At 43.4% G+C, this 22,987-nt stretch carries 21 protein-coding genes; 13 read left to right on the top strand and 8 right to left on the bottom strand.

All coding sequences use genetic code 11. The features are described 5' to 3' along the window. Positions 1-23 precede the first annotated feature (23 nt). A complete protein-coding gene (locus BW716_RS16430; RefSeq protein ID WP_083723878.1) occupies positions 24-473 on the top strand; it encodes a hypothetical protein in 450 nt (149 codons plus the stop codon). Here the strand turns inward: BW716_RS16430 and BW716_RS16425 are convergent. Then, positions 459-932, bottom strand: coding sequence for a macro domain-containing protein (locus BW716_RS16425; protein WP_083723877.1), 474 nt, complete (start codon positions 930-932; stop codon positions 459-461). The genes BW716_RS16430 and BW716_RS16425 overlap by 15 nt on opposite strands. 169 nt (positions 933-1,101) lie before the next feature. Here BW716_RS16425 and BW716_RS16420 point away from each other — a divergent pair, with 169 nt between their 5' ends. Together BW716_RS16420 and BW716_RS16415 are read left to right on the top strand one after the other, a co-directional pair. Further along, complete coding sequence (locus BW716_RS16420) at positions 1,102-1,701, top strand: hypothetical protein (protein ID WP_083723875.1); 600 nt, start codon at positions 1,102-1,104, stop codon at positions 1,699-1,701. Between the two features lie 215 nt (positions 1,702-1,916). Then, positions 1,917-2,624 (top strand): SGNH/GDSL hydrolase family protein, encoded by a 708-nt coding sequence (locus BW716_RS16415; RefSeq protein ID WP_143708876.1) that lies wholly within the window; start codon positions 1,917-1,919, stop codon positions 2,622-2,624. A gap of 18 nt (positions 2,625-2,642) precedes the next feature. Here BW716_RS16415 and BW716_RS16410 read toward each other — a convergent pair whose 3' ends face one another. After that, the gene (locus tag BW716_RS16410) at positions 2,643-3,083 is read right to left on the bottom strand and encodes a YqgE/AlgH family protein (RefSeq protein WP_083723871.1); all 441 of its coding nucleotides are present in this window, start codon (positions 3,081-3,083) and stop codon (positions 2,643-2,645) included. 94 nt (positions 3,084-3,177) lie between these two features. On the opposite strand from BW716_RS16410, the gene BW716_RS16405 reads away from it, so the two are divergent. The 4 genes from BW716_RS16405 to BW716_RS16390 all read left to right on the top strand — a co-directional run bounded on the left by BW716_RS16405 (position 3,178) and on the right by BW716_RS16390 (position 7,777). Further along, positions 3,178-4,032 carry an NAD(P)H-binding protein gene (locus BW716_RS16405; protein WP_083723869.1) on the top strand — a complete coding sequence of 285 codons (855 nt, stop codon included), beginning with the start codon at positions 3,178-3,180 and terminating at the stop codon, positions 4,030-4,032. Positions 4,033-4,040: 8 nt separating this feature from the next. Further along, positions 4,041-4,964: an AraC family transcriptional regulator gene (locus tag BW716_RS16400; RefSeq protein ID WP_083723867.1), complete on the top strand. Its 924-nt coding sequence runs from the start codon at positions 4,041-4,043 to the stop codon at positions 4,962-4,964. 294 nt (positions 4,965-5,258) lie between these two features. Then, entirely contained in the window at positions 5,259-7,340 is a 2,082-nt protein-coding gene (locus BW716_RS16395) for a GxGYxYP domain-containing protein (RefSeq protein ID WP_083723865.1), read from the top strand. A gap of 131 nt (positions 7,341-7,471) precedes the next feature. Further along, the gene (locus BW716_RS16390) at positions 7,472-7,777 is read left to right on the top strand and encodes a hypothetical protein (RefSeq protein ID WP_083723863.1); all 306 of its coding nucleotides are present in this window, start codon (positions 7,472-7,474) and stop codon (positions 7,775-7,777) included. Positions 7,778-8,186: 409 nt separating this feature from the next. Here the strand turns inward: BW716_RS16390 and BW716_RS16380 are convergent, their stop codons facing one another. Further along, on the bottom strand, positions 8,187-8,885 hold the full coding sequence (locus BW716_RS16380; protein ID WP_083723859.1) for a RibD family protein: 699 nt from the start codon (positions 8,883-8,885) through the stop codon (positions 8,187-8,189). 90 nt (positions 8,886-8,975) lie between these two features. On the opposite strand from BW716_RS16380, the gene BW716_RS16375 reads away from it, so the two are divergent. Together BW716_RS16375 and BW716_RS16370 are read left to right on the top strand one after the other, a co-directional pair. Next, positions 8,976-9,437: an RNA polymerase sigma factor gene (locus tag BW716_RS16375; RefSeq protein WP_083723857.1), complete on the top strand. Its 462-nt coding sequence runs from the start codon at positions 8,976-8,978 to the stop codon at positions 9,435-9,437. Between the two features lie 209 nt (positions 9,438-9,646). Beyond that, positions 9,647-10,168, top strand: coding sequence for a hypothetical protein (locus BW716_RS16370; RefSeq protein ID WP_083723855.1), 522 nt, complete (start codon positions 9,647-9,649; stop codon positions 10,166-10,168). Positions 10,169-10,306: 138 nt separating this feature from the next. Here the strand turns inward: BW716_RS16370 and BW716_RS16365 are convergent, their stop codons facing one another. Continuing rightward, entirely contained in the window at positions 10,307-10,744 is a 438-nt protein-coding gene (locus BW716_RS16365) for a GNAT family N-acetyltransferase (protein WP_083723853.1), read from the bottom strand. 307 nt (positions 10,745-11,051) lie between these two features. Here BW716_RS16365 and BW716_RS16360 point away from each other — a divergent pair, with 307 nt between their 5' ends. Continuing rightward, positions 11,052-12,257, top strand: coding sequence for a hypothetical protein (locus tag BW716_RS16360; RefSeq protein WP_083723851.1), 1,206 nt, complete (start codon positions 11,052-11,054; stop codon positions 12,255-12,257). Positions 12,258-12,335: 78 nt separating this feature from the next. Further along, on the top strand, positions 12,336-13,010 hold the full coding sequence (locus tag BW716_RS16355; RefSeq protein ID WP_083723849.1) for an HAD family hydrolase: 675 nt from the start codon (positions 12,336-12,338) through the stop codon (positions 13,008-13,010). Between the two features lie 145 nt (positions 13,011-13,155). Here BW716_RS16355 and BW716_RS16350 read toward each other — a convergent pair whose 3' ends face one another. Genes BW716_RS16350 through BW716_RS16335 form a run of 4 tightly spaced genes read right to left on the bottom strand, consistent with a single transcriptional unit; the run spans position 13,156 to position 20,974 of the window. Continuing rightward, positions 13,156-14,358, bottom strand: coding sequence for a DUF4998 domain-containing protein (locus tag BW716_RS16350; protein ID WP_083723847.1), 1,203 nt, complete (start codon positions 14,356-14,358; stop codon positions 13,156-13,158). 19 nt (positions 14,359-14,377) lie between these two features. After that, complete coding sequence (locus tag BW716_RS16345) at positions 14,378-15,571, bottom strand: DUF5000 domain-containing lipoprotein (protein ID WP_083723845.1); 1,194 nt, start codon at positions 15,569-15,571, stop codon at positions 14,378-14,380. 12 nt (positions 15,572-15,583) lie between these two features. Beyond that, positions 15,584-17,494 carry a RagB/SusD family nutrient uptake outer membrane protein gene (locus BW716_RS16340; RefSeq protein ID WP_083724027.1) on the bottom strand — a complete coding sequence of 637 codons (1,911 nt, stop codon included), beginning with the start codon at positions 17,492-17,494 and terminating at the stop codon, positions 15,584-15,586. Between the two features lie 24 nt (positions 17,495-17,518). Continuing rightward, positions 17,519-20,974, bottom strand: a complete 3,456-nt coding sequence (locus BW716_RS16335) for a TonB-dependent receptor (protein WP_235643743.1) — start codon at positions 20,972-20,974, stop codon at positions 17,519-17,521. Between the two features lie 185 nt (positions 20,975-21,159). Here BW716_RS16335 and BW716_RS16330 point away from each other — a divergent pair, with 185 nt between their 5' ends. Next, positions 21,160-21,720, top strand: coding sequence for an RNA polymerase sigma factor (locus BW716_RS16330; RefSeq protein WP_083723843.1), 561 nt, complete (start codon positions 21,160-21,162; stop codon positions 21,718-21,720). A 17-nt stretch (positions 21,721-21,737) separates the two neighbouring features. Beyond that, on the top strand, positions 21,738-22,844 hold the full coding sequence (locus BW716_RS16325; protein WP_083723841.1) for a FecR family protein: 1,107 nt from the start codon (positions 21,738-21,740) through the stop codon (positions 22,842-22,844). The last annotated feature ends 143 nt before the right edge of the window (positions 22,845-22,987 follow it).

Here is a 22,987-nt window from a genome sequence, read left to right as displayed (position 1 = left end):
CTTTACCCTAATTAACTGTATATATGTGTCGATATGGATTTTCCGTATACAAGCCACACTATGCTTGTTTTAAATGCCGTAAGACCTTTAAGAGGCGTATTTCTGATGACTGTTCCTGTTCCGGAACGGGTGGGCATGCACATGCCAAATTGGCCAAGTGCCCCGATTGTGGGGAGCTGATGGCTGATATGGGCATGGACTTCGAAGCTCCTGGGAAAGGGAAAATTAAGGCATGGGAACACCTGCGTGTATTATATTCAGTGGGCATCGCTTTTCACTCTTGCGGTTGCTCCGGACCCGGGTATATCCCTAATACGACGGAAGGATTAAAGACGCATCTGAACGGTTTGATCACCATTTACAATGGTGAATTGCAACAGTTGCGACAGGAAACCAACAAAGAAAAGGAAGAAGCAAAAGGCTATTGGACAGGTAAGATCAAATTATTAGAGCAACGGTTATCGTTGCTGTAAACGGACTACTGTGACCTGGCAGTTTGTTAATTCTGCCGCAATTATTTTACTGATTTCATCCCAATCTCCGCCCGCAAGACCAGCACCGATCAAAGGCATGCCAATATGTGCGCCTTTGAACAGGCTGTTTATTGCCTGCATGCAATGCCGGAATGCGAGAGGGTCGAAAGGTTTTTCGCCTCTGTAGTCGTATTGAGTATAGGCGTTGATGATGGTGAGCGGTTGTTGGCTGGGAAGGGTTACTGTTTGGTAATCTATTTTGCCGAGTTTAGTTCGGTCGCCCTTGTATTGCTTTGTTTCAAGGGGGAATTTGTCCGAACCGAAAGCTTTGGCAATAAGGGGAGCTATGCCCTTTTTTTGTGTGCAGAAGCAGTTACAGCCATGTACAATGGCATCGAATTTTCCGGCTTTGGCAGCTACCAGCAGATCGCCTTCGACATAGGTGATTGGGGTGTTCATTGTCTGTTGAATTTTGAGGGGCGAAGATACTGGTTTTGTAAATGAGGTTGATGAGTCGACGGCTAGTGATTTTAATGATTAAAGCCCGAAGAATGTTTGGGATAATCTGATTGCGGAGATGTCTCTAAAAAAGAAAGTACATTACACCGGTTTTATAAAGTAGTTGTACATGGCATGGAATAAATATTATGTGTTTGTAAAAGGCGCTTACGACAAAGATCTTTTGTTAAAAGATTTCGAACCTGGGCAGGAAGTAAATTTATTTGAGACGAATAAACCGGAAACGTTGTTTGCGGGGGAATATAATGATTGTTTGATTTTAGTGGACAAGGAGTTGCCATTTGAGTTTTTATCTGCAGGATTGGGCGTACAGGCAAAGGCAATGATAGATATTTTTCCGGAGGCGGAGATAGGGGTATTGCTTGAGAATTCGACGGTGGGGGTGTATGGATATGCAGTGTTTAAAGAAGGTACCAGGATTCGTACTAAATATGGCTCAGAGGAGGAGGTGTATTTTGAATTTGGCAATCCGTTGTTGGAAGAGCAGGAGGCGCCTGATGAGCCATTATTTGAGGAGGAGGAATTGGAAGAAATGGAAGAAGATGGATTGTCACGACATGAGATCAGGGAAATGGTAAGGTTTGCGAAAGATTTCAGGGTGCCCGGGAAATTGGTAAAGCGGTTTTTGGGTATCGGGTTTCATGAATTGAACCCGGCGGAGGTGAAGTTGACACGATATAAGCGTAAAGCCAGTACGAATAAAAATTGAAGCATACTGGATGAGGGGTAGAAGAGTTGTAGAGACTGGTTTGCGGGCGTTTAACCACTAGTAATGATTCAAAATTAGTAATGCATATAAGTTGATAATAAATTAATTATATATACCATGCGGCATAGCATGAAGGTGTGAACGATGATTTACCATCGAATAATAACTTTACTGCCGTGAAACATTACCTATATTGTTGCTTTACCCTAGCAATCTTGTTTATTTCGTGTGGTAAAAATGAGAATGCTGACATAAAAGAACCCGGGACAACTCCAACTACACCGACTAACCCGGCGCCTACAAAGACAGATTCCGCCACCATTGTTATTATTGGTTCTTCCACTGCCGCAGGCATGGGAGCCAGTCCAACTGATTCTTCCTGGGTAAACAGGTTAAAGCTGTCTACAAAGGAGAATAAGCGGGTACTTAGTTATTTCAACCTTGGAATATTCGGGCTCACCACTTACCAGGGGATTCCAAAGAGCTTTACTAAACCTGGTCGCCCTGCGACTGATACCCTTCACAACATTACGGCTGCATTGTCTTTCCGGCCTTCGCTGGTGATCATGTCATATCCAACCAATGATGTGGCATATGATTATACAGATGATGAGATTATGGACAACTTCAATGAGATGATCCGTTTGCTGGATTCAGCGAAGGTGAAGTACATTATATTCGGTACACAACCGCGCAACTTCCCGGATGTGGCTTACAGAATACGGTTGAAAAACCTGAATGTAAAGATGCAGGCAGCTTTTGGCGAGCATTTTAGCAATGTGTATGATACCCTGGCTGCTGAAGATGGAACGATCAGGGCAGCGGTGGCTTATGGCGATGGTGTGCATGTGAATAATACAGGGCATGACATATTGTATCATAAGATAGCAGATCATGCTGTGTTTCAGGAGGTGATTAAGTAAACTGTATTTGAATCGAAACTAAAAAAGTGCGCCTGTCGCTGCCACCGTCCAGCTACCTTCTTCAATTTCAGCTTCCAGCTCGGTATTATCCCATCCACAATAACCGATAAATATTTTAATATCCTGGGTCGTAAGGGTACCCTTATTGATATGTGCTACGGCGGTTTTAAAATCGCCGCCATAGTACACTTTATCACTTATATGTGTACCATCCGGAATCAGGTCAGGTCGTTGGTGTACAAAGAAAAGATGTTCCTGGTCCACCGGTCCTCCTTCATACAAAGGGAATGGTTTCCCGTTTTTAAACTCCTCCAGCTCAGTCAGTCCACGGGAAAATTGTTTATTCACCACAAATCCCATCGCTCCTTTTTCATCCTGTTCAGTAATGAAAATAATGACATCTTCAAATATGCTGGCATCCAGTAGCGAACTGGCGTGTATAAATTGACCTGCTTTCATCTGGTAAAGTTACAAGGATTTGGCTACAACCAGACCGTATTCGGCTACGTGAGGATTTTCAGGCAGGTCTACATTTACCTAAAATCATAATCATATGAAAATCATTGTAACAGGATCATTAGGCAATATCAGTAAGCCACTGGCCATTTTATTAATTGAAAAAGGCCATGATGTGACAGTCATTAGCAGTGATGCGGCCAAAGCCGAAACGATTATTGCTTTAGGTGCAAAGCCGGCCATCGGCAGTCTGGAAGACACTATTTTCTTACAAGAGACATTCAAAGGAGCAGATGCCGTGTATTGCATGATCCCTTTCAATATGGCCGAACAGGATCAACTGGGATACTTTACACGTATTGCCAATAATTACGTACAGGCCATCCAGGCAAATAATATAAAAAGAGTGATCAATCTCAGTGGGTGGGCTGCTGAAGTGATCAAAGACCATAGTGCAGAAGGTTTTTTCAATGATTTAAAAGATGTAAGCGTGACCCATTTAAGACCGGGATCGTTTTATTCTAATTTTTATGGGTTCATTGGCATGATTAAAACCTATGGCATGATTATGTCCAACTATGGGGGAGATGATATGATAGCCTTTGTAGCACCGGAAGATATTGCAGATGTAGTGGTGGAAGAACTGGAAACACCTTCACCGGGAATAAAGATCCGCTACGTAGCCAGTGATGAACTTACCTGTAATGAAGCGGCACATATATTAGGCACAGCCATCGGCAAACCCGATCTGCAATGGCCGGCATTGCCTGCCGAACAGGTACAACAAGGCATGGAAATGATGGGTATGCCAAAAGACCTGGCAGCTATGTTGGTAGCCATGCAGCAAGCGCAGCACAGTGGCGAGATTCAGGAAAAATATTTTCAGCAACGGCCTGTACTGGGAAAACGGAAACTGAAGGATTTTGCACCTTTATTTGCAGCAGCTTACTAAATTTGGATATGCAACCATATAGAGTAAAATCCATCAGCGAATTTCATCAGTTAAGGGGCCTGCCCATGACAGGTCACCCATTGATCAGTGTGGTGCAATTCAATACGATCAAAGAGTTGCCTGTATTCGAGCCGAAGACATTGGTGCCGGACTTCTATCTCATTGCCCTGAAGCAGGGCTTTGCAAAAGGAGTAAAGATAAAATATGGTCAGCAGGATTATGATTTTGATGCAGGTGTGTTGTCGTTTATGGCGCCGGGACAGGTGTTTGGAATGGAGATGGACGAACAGACGATGAGGGAAATGATGGCAATGAAGGACGCAAATGGATGGATGCTGATGGTGCATCCTGATTTTCTATGGAATACGCCGTTAGCAAAGAAGATGCGACAGTATGCTTTTTTTGATTATGGGGTAAATGAAGCGTTGTTTTTATCCGATAAAGAAGAAAATACGCTGGTGCATATAGTGAATAATATAGAGCAGGAGATCATTGCGAACATAGATACCTTTAGTCATAATATAACTATCTCAATGTTGGAAGCATTGCTGAATTATTCAGAGCGTTTTTATCAGCGACAGTTTTTGACGAGGAGAAGAAGTAGTCATCAGTTATTAACGCAATTGGATAATTTGCTGGAAGTATATTTTAAAGAACAACGTGGTTTGCCAACAGTGAGTTATGTAGCAACACAACTACATGTTTCCGCAGATTATCTGAGTGGGTTACTGAAGGCATTAACTGGGTTAAGTACGCAGCAGCATATACATGAAAAACTGATTGAGGAGGCGAAGGTACAGTTGTCCACGACTACATTGTCAGTCAGTGAGATTGCTTACCAGCTTGGGTTTGAGTATCCGCAGAGTTTTAGTAAATTATTTAAGGCAAAGACGAATTTATCGCCGTTAGCATTCAGACAATCCTTTAATTAAATATTAAATTGGTGCTGGCCGCAGGCCATTTACCGCATAACAGGAAAACGCTTTTGCCGAAGATAATAGCGTTTTCCTGTTATTTCATTGTTATGATTTGAAATTACAATTCCTTTGATTTTCAGTCTATTAAATCCTTTTAGCGTCCAACCATCCTCAATCATATTTTGCAATTCACTTTTAATACGTACTTTTAATCCGTTCACGTTGAAAATGACTCAGAGAGTACTTAGCGTCCATTAAAGACCCTTCACCTGGAAGGGACACGTTACATTCATATTTAATAGTTCACCTATGATCAAACCCGGTAACCCGTCTGTAAAGATCGCAGTAGCCATGTCGTTGCTACTGATGCCGTTTTGCGCCATGCCCTCAATGGCCCAAACCACCTGGCCTCAGGGTCAGTTATTGCCATCATTTCCTGCTACGGCACAAACGCAGGACCTGATTATCCTTCGCGAAACTTCCACGAAATGGGAAGCAGAAGGTTCTTCACTAAGTCATAAAACAGGCCGTTTAGAAACCGATGGCTGGCTTTGCCAGGTGGGTATCGACGCAGCCAACGACCATATGATCTATGGTCCTTATGACAACACCATTCCTGCAGGTGCAAATGTAGCGGAGTTCCGTATGAAGACGGACAACAACACCGCCAACAATGACCCTGTCGTGGATATTGATGTGCGAGACGCAACAACGGGTGCTACCCTGGCGTCGCAAACCATTACCCGTACTATGTTTACCATTGCGGGTGATTATGTCACTTTCACCTTGCCGTTTACCATGCCGGCAGACAACCATTCGATAGAACTGCGTGTATATTGGCGGGGTTCGGCTTATACGAAAGTGGATTATGTAGCTGTACAGCAGAATAATTCTTCTGCAGAAATGTATTTATTTGCTTCACTGAAAGGTATTGTCAACAAGACACAACCACGTATCTTCTCTTACGAAGGAGATGCATTTGCCGAAGGTCAGTATACCTGGTTGAATTCTCTCGGATTGGGCTATAACGAAGTATCGGATAAGTATAGCCTGATCACCAAGTACCGTAACGAAATCGGTGGTTTGATCGTGTATGATCCATCTCAGATCCATACCGTGAACCTGGCCACCATGCTGGCAAAGAACCAGAACGCGTTGATCTGTTCACCAACATTGCTGTCCAAATTGCAGGCAGCGCCTTACAACCTGCCGATCTTAACAGATCTGCGTGGTGTGTATAGCAGCAAAATGGCGGTGTACCAGGCGATGTATAATACTTACTGGCCGAATGCAGACAAGCGTTTATTGATCGGTTTAGATCCTTCTACGCACAAAGCCGCATTGCGTGAATATGCCACGGCTATTGGTGCTGCGACCATCTGGCTGGATCCTGACGTTGCAGATGAAAGTACATTGCTGAATAGTTTCCTCGCTTCAATGCCTGCAGGTGCTAACTTCATGGGTTGGTGGCAGAACGAAGGATCGGGTGTGCAAAGGACATCGACTTATGGTATCACCACTATTGCGAGTGACTGGTCTTCCAACCTCACAGTACATAGCGGTATGCCAAGAACGGTGAACCTGAAAGCAATGCCACAGAAACCTGCTTTGCAGAATAAAATCTATGTAGCATTTATATTGAGTGATGGCGATAACCTGCAATATGTAGAACACCTGATGCGTAAACTGTGGAATGATCCGGGACGCGGACAGGTGCCGATGGGATGGACATTATCACCAGCTATGCTGGATGCGATGCCGGGTGCATTGAACTATTACTGGCAGTCATCAACAGATAATGATAACCTGATAAGTGGTCCTTCCGGCTATGGCTATACCTATCCTAACAGCTGGGATCAGACGAAGCTAAACCAGTTTGTGGCGAAGACAGAAGATTATAATCAACGTGCAGGATTTAGAGTGGTAACAATATGGAATACCATCACCGGTGGTATCAATCAGAATGTAGGTCAGACCTATGCAACGTATGCGCCTTCACTGCTGGGAATGACTGCGCAGAATACCAATGGTGGTTTAACTATTTATAACAATACCCTACCGGGAATGGCACTGAATTGTAACTATTGTACAACAGAGCAGACCATCAAAGATAATATTGCTTCTGCAGCTGCTGGCTGGAATGGTACATCGCCAAGATTTATCATAATACAGGCGCAGCCATGGCAGGGAGTAACGCCTACCAGCTTTAAGAATGCGGCAACAGCACTGAATTCCGATTATGTGGTAGTAAGACCGGATCATATCTTCCAGTTGATCCGTGAAGCCAATGGCTTGCCGGTAGATTCTCCAAGCAGTAATTTGTTTAAGTTGTCAAAGGCAATGGGATCATCTGTACCTGCGCAACAGCAGTCGGTGATTAGTTGTAAGTAATTGTTTTCGCGCTTCTGTTTTATTACAGAAGCGCGAAAAACTTAAGCTGATTTTAATGTTTTTTAATTTACATCTTTTGTATCTTTAAAATGAAATAACCCTCTATTTGTTAATCATTAAAGACAACCCACATGAGAAACATGAAAACCCTCTTGTCCCTTTCTCTGTTCACGCTGGTTTTATTGTTCTGCTCTTTTACTCCCATTAAGGAAGTAAAACAACCTGCTACAAAGTCAGCTGCTAAGATCGTGAACTATGCATGGTACACACCAGACGGTACGTTCGTAGCATGGAGCACTCTGGCAAATGCACTGGTAGTAAGCGATGCAGATCTGAATCCTACTAACGGAACCGTGGTAGCTTATGGCTGGACTGGTGGTGGTTATGGCTTACCACCATCCGGCACACTGGTGTATACGATTTATACACACCCGTGATTTAAATGATTGATGTAATCATTAATGCCGCTCTTCTTCTGTTTGAAGAAAAGCGGTTTTTTTGTATAGAAGGTTGACGAAAAACTTATCCGGAGACGCGTTTTAGTTAACCCTTATTGTTTTATTTTTAAACTCCGCTATGAGTATATTGTCAGCTTTTGAAGTAATTTGTCTTACTGGTATTTTGCGCTGCCAGCTACTCTCTTTCGCAGATGAATAAATAGTCGCTGCCTCATTTATTCGGGAGGCGGGTTTTGTTTTTTTTATTGGGGTATAGATTTTCTGTATTGCAGGTAGCAGCTGCAAGGTTACAATAATATCAGGGTAAGATAAAGGTGATTGGTTTTGTATGTTGGAACAGTATTGGTATCTAAAAGCCTTACAGTAAGGATTATAAGGCTTTAGCGTTTTATGACTTATATTTTAGCCAGAGCACATCATCTTCTATCCGTTTCACTTCTTCCAGTTTAAACAGTGCGGCATCAAACCGTTTTGCTTTTGGATCTATTTCAAACATCGCCGGATTGTCGTGATTTCCATCTACAATTGGCAGTAGCAGGTGATGGTATTCATCAATGAGTCCTTCATTCAGGAAGCTGCCATTGAGGTGGCCACCGCCTTCAACCATGAGGATGTCGATCCTGAAGAGGGTATATAGTTTTTCGAGCACTATGTTCAGATCGATCTCTGTAGCGCCTCCAAAGATGTAAGATACCCCGATATCCTGCAGATGTGCCAGGTAAGCATCGGGTACGCTTTCGGTAAGTACGGTGACAACATGATCGCCATGCATCTCTGATTTTTCCCATCCTAATTTCGCCTGCGCATCGATGGCGATCGCATAGGTGGTGGCATCCGGATTAGCGTTGACGTCCATGCGGGGAATGGAGTGGGTACCGGGTTTATAGATGGGCTTTGCAAATTGGGTAAAGTCCTTTTCCATGGTAGTACGGCCTACGATCCATGAATAACTGCCAATTAGGTTGTGTACTTCTTCAAATTTGCCGCCCAGTTTTTTAATTTGAGGGCTGTCGCCCCATTTGTCGCCAAGGATCTTACCGTCCAGGGTACTCATCATCAAACAGATGGTATATGGTCGTTGTTTCATATTATTAGGTTACTTGTAAGTTTTTTTTGATTCTTTGTAAGTTTTGGAAAGGTTTTGCAACTAACAGAGAAATGGCAAATATAAAAAGTTATGGATGAAACGCAATTTTTACAACTGATCGGGCAGCATCAGGGAATCATTCATAAGATATGCAGGTTGTACCGTAATTCGAAGGAGGACAGGGAGGATTTGTTCCAGGAGATCGTATTTCAGTTGTGGAAGTCGATAGGGACATATGGTGGTACGGCGGCATTCAGTACATGGATGTATAAGGTAGCGCTTAGTACGGCGATCGCAACCTATCGAAAGCGGGTGCCGAAGATTGTGTATTCGGATGTATTGCCGGATAGGGCGGAAGTATTGGATGAGCGGGGGGCGGAGTTGTTTGAGGTGTTGCGGAAATTGAAGGATGATGAGAAGGCAATCATTACTTTGTATTTGGAGGGGTTGAGTTATAAGGGAATGGGGGAGATTATTGGAGTGACGGAGAATAGTGTGGGCGTGAAATTGAATAGGATTAAAGCGAAGGTGCAGTTACTATTTAAAAAGTGAGTGAAGGGATGGCTCCTGCTGATTAAAGAGAATTGAGAGGAGGAATTAGCAACTATTAAAAAGTGAGTGAAGGGGAGGGGATTACCCCTGATGATTATTGAGAATTGAAACGAGGATTTAGTAGCTATTTTAAAAATGAGTGAAGGGAATTGCCCTGATCTTAAAAGAGAATTGAGACGAGGATTTATCAACTAATTAAAACATGAGTTATGGAAGATCTTTTTGCTGCGTGGAATGAGAAAAGTATAACTTCAACAGTACATGCAGGGTTATTGCGTGAACGCCAGCATCCGGTATTGAAGCAGATACGGAAACAGATGGTGATAGAGCTGGTGGGTTTTGTGTTGTTTTTGATCGTGTATTATGATTTTTTTGATGGGGATCGCAAGCCGGTATATGCCAATGTATTATTGGTGGTGGCGATGTTAGGAGTGATAGCAGGGAATGTGGTGGGATATTTATTTGCAAAGCAGGGGGTGATTGGGCCGAATTTACGCGAAGCCTTGAGAATGCATTTGGAGAAGATGAAGTTGTATGCGGTAGTGGCGGTGATGGCGAGAGGGTTTATGATGGGGAGTGTGGTGGTGTTTTTTAATGCAGGGTGGATAGTGACAATGATTTTTATAGTGATGTGGATGGTATTAGTGGGAATATGGGTGGGAAGGATTAGGAAGATAGATAGGGTTTATAGTGATTTATCGAACCCGCTGGATTTCGGGAGGCCGCTGTGATGGAAGTAAAATCGGACTACAGTGGTTTTGGCTATCCTTATTATTCAGGGAACAGCTTTGTTGGAAGTAGGATCGGACTACATTAGTGTTGGATTTGCTCTTATCCAGGGAACCAGCCATGATCTCTATATATTCAATTTATAGCATCTTTTTGAATCCTGTCGATTTCGGCTCGAACCCTTGATTCTGATAGAATCTATGCGCAGCCGTCCTTTCGGCCCGATTGCCGCTATTAACCAAAAGATAGGTAGCGCCCTGTGCTATTGCAAAAGCTTCCGTATGTTGGATAAGGGCAGCACCTACGCCTTCTTTTCTATATTCCTGTTTCACCACCAGCGCCTGAATTTTAAAATAAGTATCATCCAGTTCCCAGGCAAGTTGCTTGTTTATACCAATATACCCAATGACTTTATGATCCGCGACAGCTACAAAAGTGTGGTAATCTGGTGCCTCCTGAATAGCCTTCATTCTTTGGGTAATTTGAGCTTCAGTTGTGGGGTAGCCAAGTTCAATAGTGAGAACGGTGGTGTCAGGGATGTCGGTATCAATATTGAAAGGTCTGATGATAAAGCTCATTGATAAATGGTTATTGTACAAATATACTAATCAAAAGAGCAATCTGTAGGGTAACCGAGTTCGCGCTGGTTTGATATCATATACATAAGCATAAGCTACTTGAATAATCATTGAATTGCTTAAAATTATAATGTTTTACCTCAAACGGTAGCATCAAAAAATATCAGTAACTCATCAGAAAACTAATCAATGATGCATAATCATAGAAAATAATTTCATGAGTACTTTAAAAAAATACCTAATTTGCCCCCCATATTTTAATCACCCTATACAATATTATAACCCATAGGAAAACAGCATTGTTTTTATGAAATATTTATTAGCATTCTTATCCCTATTCTTTGTCCTGTCTGGAAAAGCGCAGTATTACAATGATGTATTATCATATAATAACAACGCTTACGCTACCAACGGTTACAAAATAAAAACAAACATTCCTTTTACGAACCGCGCCGCCATGCCGACTATCTGGATAGAAGGATATGATTTTACAATCCCAGGCTATACCTTGAATTTAACAATTTCATCGTATGTTGTGGGTGATACCTTAACCCGTACTACTGTATCGTCTTCTGGTGGTTCAGCCCCTCCAATAAGGATTGGTAATGAAAATGGCAAGGTATCTATTTTCCTTGATTACAAGAATGGTTATTATGTACGCTTTCATGTTCGAGCCTTTGCACAGGGCATGAGTGAGACAGCATCCATGTTTACCGGTTGGTCTGTAGTCGATTCGGCATTGATTCCCGAGGCAACGGCCGTCAGGGATATACCTTATCGAAATACATTCGCTGGCACCGTGAACCTGCCGGATAGCGTCACTTCCACAGCAGATGGTAAATTCGGTATCGGTACACTCGCGCCCAAGGCATCATTGGACGTCGGCACGATGGTGAATGATTCTACTACAGCCATCCTAAGCCGTTTATATATAGGTAGCACTACCAAAGATGGTACCTATCTGGGTGTACATGCTTATAATACGAATGGAAGTGCTCCAATGTTTGGTCTCATTCATAAATATTTCGGCAATTTAAATTCAGGGCTCATCTTCAACATGGGGCCCGCATCAACGAGGTACGGAGGTTATCTCACTTTCCTGGTAAATGATGGTACAGAAAAAATGCGCTTGGATGCCGATGGGAATCTTGGAATAGGTACTACGGCTACAGGCACATTCAAACTTGCTGTAGCAGGTACGATTGGAGCTAAAAAAATACAGGTGACCCAATCCGGCTGGCCTGATTATGTCTTTGATAGCCATTATCAGCTACCCTCATTAATGGAAATTGAGAATTATGTACAACAACATAAGCACCTGCCCGAAGTGCCTACGGAGAAAGAAGTGACGGTGAAAGGACTGGACCTTGGAGAGATGAATAAGATCCTTGTGAAAAAGGTCGAAGAACTGACCTTGTACCTGATTGAGGAGCATAAGCAAAACCTGGAAAATCAGGAGCGGATAAAGAAAATGGAGCAGGATCTGGCAGAGATTAAGAAAGCAATTCAATAATATGATCATTTTCTAACGGCGGTAGATAAAACTCCCTAAACTCCTTTCTATCCATTACTTTTACATTGCAAATTAAGGATGATGAACCACTACAATTACTACCTCTTCGACTACGACGGCACCATTTGCAATACTTTTCCCACCATTCACTCCGCCATGAGCCAGACCTTTAAAAAAAACGGACTGAACACCATCGACGAAATAACCATGCTCGCCGCCGTCAGCAAAGGTGGCGCCTTACACGATACAATAAGACACCTGCATCCCGAAGCATCGAAACTCAACTTCGACGATGTTGAAGCAATCGCTAAAATATACCGTGAGCAATATAAAGAATGTGACGAAAAACTCACCGCATTATTCGAAGGAGCCGCCGCTGTTTTTGAAAAATTAAAAGCGCAGGACAAAACCATCATTGTCCTCAGCAATAAAGGCATTGCCGCAGTAGAACGCTCCTTAAAAGCACTGAATCTTTTCGACCAGACAGACCTCATTATCGCCGAAGGTGCCTTCCCGGATTTAGCTTTAAAATTGAAACCCGATCCAATGGTTTACGAAACCATCATCACACAAAAATTCAATATTAAAAACAAGGAAGAAGTACTAATGACCGGCGATACCCATGCCGACATTCTCTTCGCCAACAACTGTGGCATCGCCTCCTGCTGGGCCGCCTACGGATATGGCCAAAAGGATGCCTGCGAAGTATTACACCCAACATACACTATTCAGGAAATTTCAGAAATCATATAAAAAAGGGGGCGTCTAAGAACTTCGAGACGCCCCCTTTTTATTCGGGTACCTGATGGAGAGAATTTTCGTATTTAAATTCTCATTGCCTTCCTGTTATTTATGATACATCCACTTTTCAATGTCCAATTCTTTATCACCCCCCAATCTAATTCTTTATCAACTTCACACTCCCTACCCTCCAATATTGATTACCCGAAGTCATTGTCGCTAAAAATCCTAATGTCACCTCCTCTTCCTGCTCCAACGTAAACTTAAATGATACCGTCGCACTCACATACTTACTGCTGGGAAATGATCCATACCCCAAAGCCCCCGAAAGCCCACTAATATCAGGAAGTGCGCTGCCCGCCGCTGCCACTATATACACCGGATCCAACGCCTCTGTATAACACGCTACCTGAAATATATAATTCCCCGCAGGCAATGTCGTCGTCTGTGAAATCTTCCCATTCACAATATTCGCTGTTCCACTCCATCCTGACTCCATCACCAGAAACCCGCCTGCATTCAACCATGTCTCAGATGCATACCCGCCATAACCTGAGTGATTGATCACATTTGCACTCGTCACCCATGGCGCTGCCAGCGTACCCCAGCGCCCACCATCATAAGTAGCGCGATCAAAAGGACCTGTATTCTTCAGGTACAACGCTGTCACATCCGCTTTCACAGAAAACGCCTCAAATGCTGTATAAAAGGTATCTATTGCCGTAGCATTGGGCAAATAAGCCGTTTGATAACTAATACCCGTTCCGGATTTGAACGCAGGCAATGTCGTAGTCATGTCTGTAAGAACAGACAATACCAGCGTATCATGCGCAACCCCCGTATTATCTGTATACTTAATCCGCATGCTCACCGTACCCGCATCACTGCCCGCATCTGCCCACTTTATCAACGCGGATCCATCATCCTGCATCTCTGCATTTGCAATACCTCTATTGATCAGTGCACTCTGGTAAAGGTCCCCATATACATTCGCAGATGTATTAACGGGGATAGATATATTGCCATGCGCATCATAGGTCCTGATCTCAAAGCTCATCAGTCCTTCCGGAAGATCAGGTATGATCACTTTCGCCGTGTCCACACCAGATGTTCTAGTCACAGGCACTTCTATTGAATCCTGTCTGCTATTCCAGAACACCTTGTACTTCGTGATCTTAGGATCGGAAGTGAACAAGCCCCTGATCTCCGCCCTGTTCTTACCCGAAAAGGCTGCTACAGAATCCATTTTGCCCGGATAAACAATGGATCCATTCTCCATATATTTATCCCTGTATTCATCCATTTTGGTACATGCAAACAATAATGTCAACATGCCTGCTATTATAAATGCTCTTTGCATCCTAAAAGATTATAAGTGATTAATTACCCCATAGCGTGAACTCTGCTATGTTTATAAAGTATGAACCCTGCCAGTTGGAAAGACTTCTGATCCTTACATACCGATAGGCCGTTTGCAACGCAGGAAAATCAAACTGCCAGCCATTGTATGCAAGCGTTTGATCCGCTGTCGTCTCTGTACCTGAAGCAGAGCCTGAAGGTTTCGTAACATGACAGGTAACCAGCCTGGTCCAGCTTTCATCCAAAGCGCCACTTAAATTCGGTGAATTGGATGCCCATATTTCAAAGTCTTTTACATTCCCTCTTACATAATACAAACTGCCGACTTCCTTATAAGGATTCACCTGCATACGGCTGAATATATGTGGTTTGCCAAGATCCAGTGTCACCATCTGTGAAGAGCTGGCCTGCTCAACGGTAAATAAACACTGTGGCCAGCCAGGATGGAAGTTGCCATCATAGATATAAGATACATCTGTACGACCACCATTGTTCAATATCTCCGCATCACCGGGCAACACATAATTGCTCCAATCTGATTTAGGGAGTAACTGTTCGAAAATCGGCGTCAATGTTTCATACAACGTATCTGAATAATTCAGCCATCTATCCCTTACTACAAATGCATAGTGTCGTTCTATAGCTGGTTGTTCCCTGACTGCACTGGTGATGACAGGACTATTACTATAGATATTATCCATACCAGTCGTCTGTATCCAGACTCCATTGCCTGTGGTATCTACCAGTGGAATGATCGCGAGGTTTTCTTCTGTAGGATTATCACAGGTAAGATTGAAGCCACCAAATGTAGCCACTACTTTCAGTGATCTTAATGCCAGATCAATAGGCGGTGTCAGCGGTTGTACCGTAACGGTGACAGCCTCAGATGCTACTTCACTGGAATTTACCGCGTACAATTTGATGGTATGTGGCAAGGTATCTCCAAAACCATCTACTGTGAGTGTGTTCACATAGTAAGATGCTTTTATCTCTCTTGGATGACCTGCAGATGTTTCATATTCCGCTTTTACATAAGAAAGATCCTCATCACCCGGGAGTGTATACGTTAAGGCTGATTTCCCATTCAGGTTCACCACCTTAACATTGGATACTGCACCAGGAGCCGAACTGTTCTTTGATACGGGGCTGCGCAAATCATCCCTGGTACAGGATGCCGCTAATAAAATTAAAGCTATGATATATGTTAACTTCATGTGTTGTCGGTTTTACCAGTTAGGATTTTGAACCAGGTTCGGATTTTCCAGTATGTCATCTTCATCTATTGGCCACAGGTAATCACGTGGCGCCACGAAATGCCTTGCCAGAAAAGAGACTTCACGATAGTACAACTCCGGGGTTTGTCCGCTTACTACCCAGCCGGTAATATTGCCACTCAGTTCCTGTGCCGCCGTTTTCCAACGCAACAGATCCCAGAAACGATGTCCTTCAAAACAAAGTTCTATTGCACGTTCCCGCTGGATAATAGTACGCATCCCTTCTTTGGTGGTATATTTTGTAGGATTCTTGCTATAAGTGGCCCAGGCGTTTTGCACTGTTGTCAAACCTGCTCTTGCCCTTACGCGGTTGATGTATTCATAAACATCATTTTGTGGACCCTGTGCTTCATTCAATGCTTCGGCATACAACAAATACAGATCTGCCAGTCGCATTTCAGGATAAGGATAAGAAGGGTAGGTGAGGGTATTCCAGTCCATATGCCAGTTCACCGTTTTCTTCATATAAAACCCGCAGACAGGCACTGGTGATGACTGACTCGTTTCACTCCCTCTTGCCTTCAGCCAGAATGTGTTTTCATCGCTTTTTGAAGGACTGTTCGCCATATACCAGATGCCTCTGTCAAAACCAAGATCTGCGTAATAACGAGGCTCTCTGTCAAAGTTTAACCGCGCGGTCGTTTCTCCTTCTTTGATATTAAATCTTTCATCATGAGTGGCTACCCGAAGGGTAGAAATGTTAGTAAAGTCCAGCGTTTTGTCTTCATCTATAGGCACTCCATTCTTTGTATAAAATAACTTTGCCATTTTGATGGTAGGTCCCATTAATGGGTGTCCCGCAGTCTTTGAGGCCACTGCATTATCAAAATCAAACTGGCCAATTCCACAACGTTGTAAGAACGTACACGCCCATGTAATACTGGTGGTATTCCCCCATATCAGCTCACTATTCCAGGGTTCGCTCATGGAGTTACGGATGCTCATCTGTGTCATGGTAGTAGCATTCAGTGGAATGGTCTGTGCCGGGAATTCGTACAATTGTACACCTTGTGCTGTAGCTAGGTCAATGGCCGCTTTGCACGCATCTGCTGCACGCTGCCATTTCTCTGCGCTGTAAGCAGGATTAAATAGAGCAGTACCATCTTTATTTCTAAAAGCAGCATAGTCTGAATTGCCATTGTACAAAGGACTTGCAGCAGTGACGAGCAATTTTGCCTTTAGACCCATTGCCGCCGGTTTGGTAATACGACCCAGTTCTGAAGAAATATTATTGATACTGTTTGGCAAATGCAGGGCTGCTTCATCCAGCAGATTGGCAATATAATTCACCACACTATCCACTGGCTGGCGTTTTACATACGTTTCTTCGATGGCCACACTGATAGGCAGGTTCTTATCAATAACAGGAATTGGACCATATGCCCTGAACAAGAGAAAATGATAGTAGGCTTTCAGAAACGTTACTTCAGATATCCAACGCTCACGGGTATCGATGTCCAGATCCGGTACTTTACTTAGATTACTGATGTTTTCCAGGAAAATGTTACAATCCCTGATCGCTTTATAACTAGCAGTTCCGTCTCTGTCGCCAGTCATGAAATTGGCGATAGGACTTGAAATATTCTGATCTCCATAAGGCAGACGAAGCACGTTAGTAGACCTGATTGCACTGGTAGGGTCAAGCACAAAGACCTCATCACTGGCAGATAAACCTACATTGTAAGTGGGGTCGAAACTGATGGGGAGATACGAATAACAGGTAAATAAATATTTCTCAGCTTCTGTTTTGGAAGTAAAGGCATTATCAATGGTTGCCACATTATCAGGTACCACATCCAGGAAATTCTTTTTGCAGGATGTAGTCAGCAATGCCGCAATTATGAACAAGCGAATAATTTTCATAAAATTCTGTTCTTTAATTAACACTTAAAACCCGATAGACAATCCTGTATTAAAAACCCGCTGAATAGGGTATCCCAGACCGGAATCACCCATTTCCGGGTCCCATATTTTGAAGGCGCTGATTGTAGCCAGGTTCATACCACTTACATAAATACGACCTGTACTGAGCCGGAATTTTTTCAACACCCGATCGGAAAAGTTATACCCGATCTCGGCTGATTTCAATCGAAGGAAGGAACCGCTCCGCAGCCACCAGGTAGATGTCTGTTTGTTATTCTCTGAAATGGTATTACTTAACCTTGGCCAGAATGCGTAAGAGTTCCGGTTATCTTCTGACCAGTGGTCGTCTGCAATGGACTGCAGCAAGCCATTCTGGTTACCACCATTGATATAAAAAGGTGTCGTGTTCGCTGAATTAATAATGAAAGAAGACCTGCCTGAACCCTGAAAGGCAGCGCTGATATCAAAGTTCTTATAGCCCACAGAAAAGAGCATACCATAGATCAACTCTGGCGTGGTCGGAAAACCGATCGGTACCATGTCTGCATTAGAGATCGTACCATCTCCGTTGATGTCCCTGTATTTGATATCACCAGCCATGATACGTCCATATTGTAAAGGAGAGTTGCTCACTTCTGCATCATCGACAAACAACTTCTCTGCTACCAGTCCGTATATCTGTCCCAATGAGTTACCTACTTTTGATAAGTGTTGGTTGTTAGCAGCGTATTGCGGCTCTTCATTCACCAGCAGTTTACTTTTTGCATAGGTTAGTGTACCACGGGTTTGCAGCCATAAGCTGTGTTCAAATGTTTTGGTATAATTCAGCATAAGGTCAATACCCTGACTGCTGGCCTTGCCGGAGTTGGCAGAGATGTCAGCCTGCAGGCCCATGGAAGAAGGAATCGTACTTCTTACCATGAGGATATTGCTACGTACCTGTTTGTAAGCATCGATGGTGAGTGTGAGATCTTTGAAGACGGTGAGGTCCATCCCGATGTTCGTCTGGCGGGACAACTCCCAGGTTATATCCTTGTTCTCATAACGATTGATAGCCACAGTGGGTCGGCTATAATTAAATTGCGTACCGAAATAACCAGCGGCACCGCCATTAAGATTTACATCAGATAGATAAAAGAACCGGTCAGTTGAATTACCGATCTGGTCATTACCCACCAAACCATAAGTGAACCTGAACTTCAGCTGCTGCACTTTATCAGCCAATGAGGAAAAGAACTTTTCATTAGACACAATCCAGCCTCCACCAACAGATGGGAAGTAACCAAACCGATGGTTCGTAGCAAAACGTTCGGAACCATTGTAGCCAAAGTTATATTCGAACAGGTAGCGGTTGTCATAGCCGTAAGTGAATCTGCCGGATACACCCAGGTTCCTGCTGGGCAATGATAATTGCAGGGTAGAAGCATTACCTGTAATATAGTTTCTGATCGTACCGATTAGCATACCACCCACACTGTGCTTGTCTTTGAAGATCCTGGAATAATTCAGGGCTGTTTCGGCATATGTCGTGGTGTTCACAACTTTATCACCCGGTGAATAGGTGAGGTATTCCGTAGGCGTAGCACCTACACTACCTGTACTACCATCATTGATTAGTGTCAGCCCGGAAAACTTTCCTTCATTGGTATTCGCCTGGTAATAATAAGGACTATACTGGCGGGAAACGGCAAAGTACGCATACCGTGTAGTATAAGCCATCACTCTCGCAGAAAGACCGGGTGTTACTGCATCCAGGTTTTGTTTTAGGCTCAGCTGTGCAGTGAGTGTACTGGTGTTGGTCGCCTGAAAACCAGAAATGGATTGTGCGTATGGATTGACATACAATGCACCACCACCTGGAATGAGGGCATTACCAAATAAAGGGTGTTTTACATACGGCATCAGACTGGATGGATACACCGCCGGAAATGCCACCGGATTGCTCCAGATCGCATTATAAAAAACTGCCGCACCTCCGCCTACAGGACCATTATAATCATCAAACTGACCCTTTAAACTCACGAGTGCCTCTGTCGTTTTTGTCAGATTGATCGTGGTGTTTGAAAGGATAGAATAAGACCTTAGTTTGATGTTATTGCTGAAATTATTCAGCTCATTTTCTTTCAGAATACCATTGTCAATATTATACGTCATTGCCAGGTAGTATTTGGCTTTGTCAGAACCGCCACTGGCATTGATATTATAACGTTGGTTATTGGTGTGATTTTTAATTAACTGTTTTATCCAGTTATTATTTGGATATAATAAAGGATCGTCGCCAGCTGCGGTATGATCGATTTTATTTTGAGAATAGGGGAGCGCGCTGAGTGGATTCCTGGTGAGCGTGGCTTCGTTCGCCAGTTTCATATAAGTAATATTGTCTGCCAGTGCAAAGTTGCGGGTGTTGGAAGAAGTGGCGTTTTCGAGACGGGCATTGAACTTCATCTTTCCGATGTTGCCGGTTTTAGTAGTAACGAGGATCACGCCATTCGCACCTCTGGCGCCATAGAGTGCGGAAGCAGTCGCATCTTTGAGCACAGAGAAACCGGCGATATCATCGGGTTGCAACCTGGCAAGGTCTCTTGAAGATGATTCAATATTGTCGATCAGAATGAGTGGGTCTACCTTACCTGCGCCAAAAGTACCGACACCTCTGATAAAGAACTGCGCGTTGTCAGCACCCGGTTCGCCGCTTCGCTGGTACGAGATCACCCCTGCTATCTTTCCTGCCAGCATAGTGGTGAGGTTAGAGGTAGGGCCTTTCAGTTCTTTGGGATTGATGGAGGTGATGGAGCTGACCATACTGGTTTTCTTTTGGGTGCCATATGCTACCACCACCACATCCTTGATGGTATTGTCTTTTGGGGAGAGCATAATTTCTAAATTGTTCTTCCCGGTCAGGTTCATCTCCCTGGTTTCATAGCCTACATATTGCACCACAAGTACTTTGCTGGTGCCATTCAGCCTGAGTTTGAAGAACCCGTTCTGATCGGCAGTCGCACCGATATTAGTGCCTTTCAGCATGACGGTGGCCATGGGTAATGGCGTTTTGGTATCCTCTGCTAAGATCTGGCCGGAGAGTATGGGCTCCTGATTGGCGGCAGCAGGTTTTTCGACCGGGAGGGGCTTTTCCTCCCTTCGAATGAGGATCACATTTTTTTTAATTTCATAGGCGAGGTTGCGCCCTTTCAATAAATCATCCAGTACGGTGGTCACTTTGGCCCCGGAGTAGTTGACCTGGCCAATGATGTCGTTTTTAGGGATGTTGCCACTGTAAAAAAAGGTGATGTCAGTTTGTTGCTCTATCGATTTAAAGATCGATTCCAGGGTCATATTATTCCCTTTGATCGTTACAATTGGGGGGCTGATCGTCTGCCCACGTAATTGATAATTCAGAAAGAGCAACAGAAAGGCAATAGTGGTTCGCTGCCAGGCAAAATGCTTGCTGGCCGTTTTCATTAACGGGGAATGTCTGTTCATTTTCCTTACTTAATTGTAGAATCTAGTTGATGCTTCACGATATAAAGACGACGACAATTGTGAATGGGTGAATGCCCTCCAAAAAAACTTTTTATAAATGTCAAAATAACATTTATATTTATTCCAGACAATATCCCTTTAGAATTTTTATCCGCGTTATACAATCAACCACTTAACTATTTTTTATGCCTGAATATCCAGGAGACGATATTGTACTTCTATTATTAAAGAATGGGGGCGCCGGCGATGCATTTGAACTTATCTTTAAGAAATACTACAGACTAATGTGGACGAAGGCGTATCTGGGAACAGGAGATCCTACTGACGCCGATGACCTGGTCCAGTCTGTACTGTGCAGTATCTGGGAAAAACAATTGTATTACAAAATTAATGGTAACCTCCGTACCTACCTGCTGGTTGCGGTACGCAACCAGGTAAATGACTATCATAAGATAAAGTCGAGAAGACTTAAACGCATCGAAAAGTATGCTGAAACAGTCGTGGACCAATCGTGTGGGGAGGAACACAACCTAATATCGAACGAAAAGTTTCAGCAGCAACTACATGAACTGTTGCGGGAATTTCCCACGCAGCGTCAGCGTGCATTTAACCTGGTATACCTGGAGCATAAGAAGTACCATGAGGTGGCAGACAATATGGGGATTAGTGTAAACTCATTAAAGACACACCTGAAGATCGCAGTGAAAACGCTGCGGAATAAGCTGGACCTGCCATATTCAGAATAAATTTAAGATCAGAACAAATGATACCATATATAGAACAATTAATGTTGGAGAAGCTGTCAGGATGTATTTCTGATGAAGATGATGCGCAACTGAGGCAATTATTAGAAACCGTTCCGGAATTAAGTGAAATATATAAAGGAATGCAGGAGCAGTTGAGCCAGCCAATTTCACAGGCGTATTTGTCCAAACTGGATGAAGGTGTTTTATGGGAGGAGAACAAACACCGGTTTATACCTCGGAAATTCAAGTGGTGGTATGCAGCGGCAAGTATCCTGCTAATATTAGGATTAGGAGGTAGTTTGTTTTATTATAAACAACCGTCGAAAAAACAACTTGCAAATAACCCGACCGGCATTGTCCTGCAACTAGCCAACGGTCAGCAAATAGACCTCTCCGATACGACACAGTCCATGATGAAGGTAGGGAGTGCGCAATTACACGTATCTTCAAAAAGCTTACAATACAATGCGGCCAACGCAACTGCCGATATGCCAATGAATGTATTGCGGGTACCTGCCGGCAAAGATTATAAGCTTGTGCTGGCAGATGGAACAGAAGTATGGATGAATGCAAAATCAGAAATTCGTTTTCCAATGGCATTTAATGGAAAAACGCGGGAAGTAACCGTGAGCGGAGAAGCCTATTTTTCCGTAAAACAAGATCCTACCCGGCCTTTTATCGTACATGCCGGAGATGTGTCTGTAGATGTACTTGGAACAGCCTTTAACATCAACACCTACAGCAGTGTGAACCCGCGTATAGCATTGGCCTCAGGCAAGGTAGTATTAAAAAGCAAAAACAGTGCACAGGTGGTGCAGTTATCACCTGGCTATGAAGCAGTGTATAACCAGCAGTTCTTTAGTATCGATGCCTTTGATAAGCGAAATACCTTAGGATGGATGGAAGGGAAATATTATTTCAGAAACGCAACATTGAAAGACTTAGGTGATGTGATCAACAGATGGTTTGATATCGATGTTGTATTTGAAAATTCTGCTGTTTCCCGTATAGATCTTACCGGCATATTGACTAAGCAGGATGGATTAAATGATTTTTTGGACAACCTGGGAAAAACGACCGGCATTAAACATGAATTGAAAGATGGTGTGTTAACGTTCCGGTAATAGGAGCTATTGGATCAGATTTAGCAGCTGAATGACCTGAAGAACAAAGGAATTTCGACAGAGGATGAGTCTCAGAATAAAAACAGTCATGAAAGAGGGAATTCACCAACGGGGAATGAAAACCATTTTCAGAAAAAACCCTA

The organism is [Flexibacter] sp. ATCC 35208 (genome assembly GCF_001975825.1).
Classification (GTDB): Bacteria; Bacteroidota; Bacteroidia; order Chitinophagales; family Chitinophagaceae; genus Chitinophaga.
This window is presented reverse-complemented; position numbering and strand designations above follow the sequence as displayed.

Excerpts from the sequence above, each read along its gene's own strand:
- BW716_RS16430 (WP_083723878.1), top strand. The coding sequence starts at position 24 with ATGTGTCGATATGGATTTTCCGTATACAAGCCACACTATGCTTGTTTT.
- BW716_RS16425 (WP_083723877.1), bottom strand. The coding sequence starts at position 932 with ATGAACACCCCAATCACCTATGTCGAAGGCGATCTGCTGGTAGCTGCC.
- BW716_RS16420 (WP_083723875.1), top strand. The coding sequence starts at position 1,102 with ATGGCATGGAATAAATATTATGTGTTTGTAAAAGGCGCTTACGACAAA.
- BW716_RS16410 (WP_083723871.1), bottom strand. The coding sequence starts at position 3,083 with ATGAAAGCAGGTCAATTTATACACGCCAGTTCGCTACTGGATGCCAGC.
- BW716_RS16405 (WP_083723869.1), top strand. The coding sequence starts at position 3,178 with ATGAAAATCATTGTAACAGGATCATTAGGCAATATCAGTAAGCCACTG.
- BW716_RS16400 (WP_083723867.1), top strand. The coding sequence starts at position 4,041 with ATGCAACCATATAGAGTAAAATCCATCAGCGAATTTCATCAGTTAAGG.
- BW716_RS16395 (WP_083723865.1), top strand. The coding sequence starts at position 5,259 with ATGATCAAACCCGGTAACCCGTCTGTAAAGATCGCAGTAGCCATGTCG.
- BW716_RS16390 (WP_083723863.1), top strand. The coding sequence starts at position 7,472 with ATGAGAAACATGAAAACCCTCTTGTCCCTTTCTCTGTTCACGCTGGTT.
- BW716_RS16380 (WP_083723859.1), bottom strand. The coding sequence starts at position 8,885 with ATGAAACAACGACCATATACCATCTGTTTGATGATGAGTACCCTGGAC.
- BW716_RS16375 (WP_083723857.1), top strand. The coding sequence starts at position 8,976 with ATGGATGAAACGCAATTTTTACAACTGATCGGGCAGCATCAGGGAATC.
- BW716_RS16370 (WP_083723855.1), top strand. The coding sequence starts at position 9,647 with ATGGAAGATCTTTTTGCTGCGTGGAATGAGAAAAGTATAACTTCAACA.
- BW716_RS16365 (WP_083723853.1), bottom strand. The coding sequence starts at position 10,744 with ATGAGCTTTATCATCAGACCTTTCAATATTGATACCGACATCCCTGAC.
- BW716_RS16360 (WP_083723851.1), top strand. The coding sequence starts at position 11,052 with ATGAAATATTTATTAGCATTCTTATCCCTATTCTTTGTCCTGTCTGGA.
- BW716_RS16355 (WP_083723849.1), top strand. The coding sequence starts at position 12,336 with ATGATGAACCACTACAATTACTACCTCTTCGACTACGACGGCACCATT.
- BW716_RS16350 (WP_083723847.1), bottom strand. The coding sequence starts at position 14,358 with ATGCAAAGAGCATTTATAATAGCAGGCATGTTGACATTATTGTTTGCA.
- BW716_RS16345 (WP_083723845.1), bottom strand. The coding sequence starts at position 15,571 with ATGAAGTTAACATATATCATAGCTTTAATTTTATTAGCGGCATCCTGT.
- BW716_RS16340 (WP_083724027.1), bottom strand. The coding sequence starts at position 17,494 with ATGAAAATTATTCGCTTGTTCATAATTGCGGCATTGCTGACTACATCC.
- BW716_RS16335 (WP_235643743.1), bottom strand. The coding sequence starts at position 20,974 with ATGAACAGACATTCCCCGTTAATGAAAACGGCCAGCAAGCATTTTGCC.
- BW716_RS16330 (WP_083723843.1), top strand. The coding sequence starts at position 21,160 with ATGCCTGAATATCCAGGAGACGATATTGTACTTCTATTATTAAAGAAT.
- BW716_RS16325 (WP_083723841.1), top strand. The coding sequence starts at position 21,738 with ATGATACCATATATAGAACAATTAATGTTGGAGAAGCTGTCAGGATGT.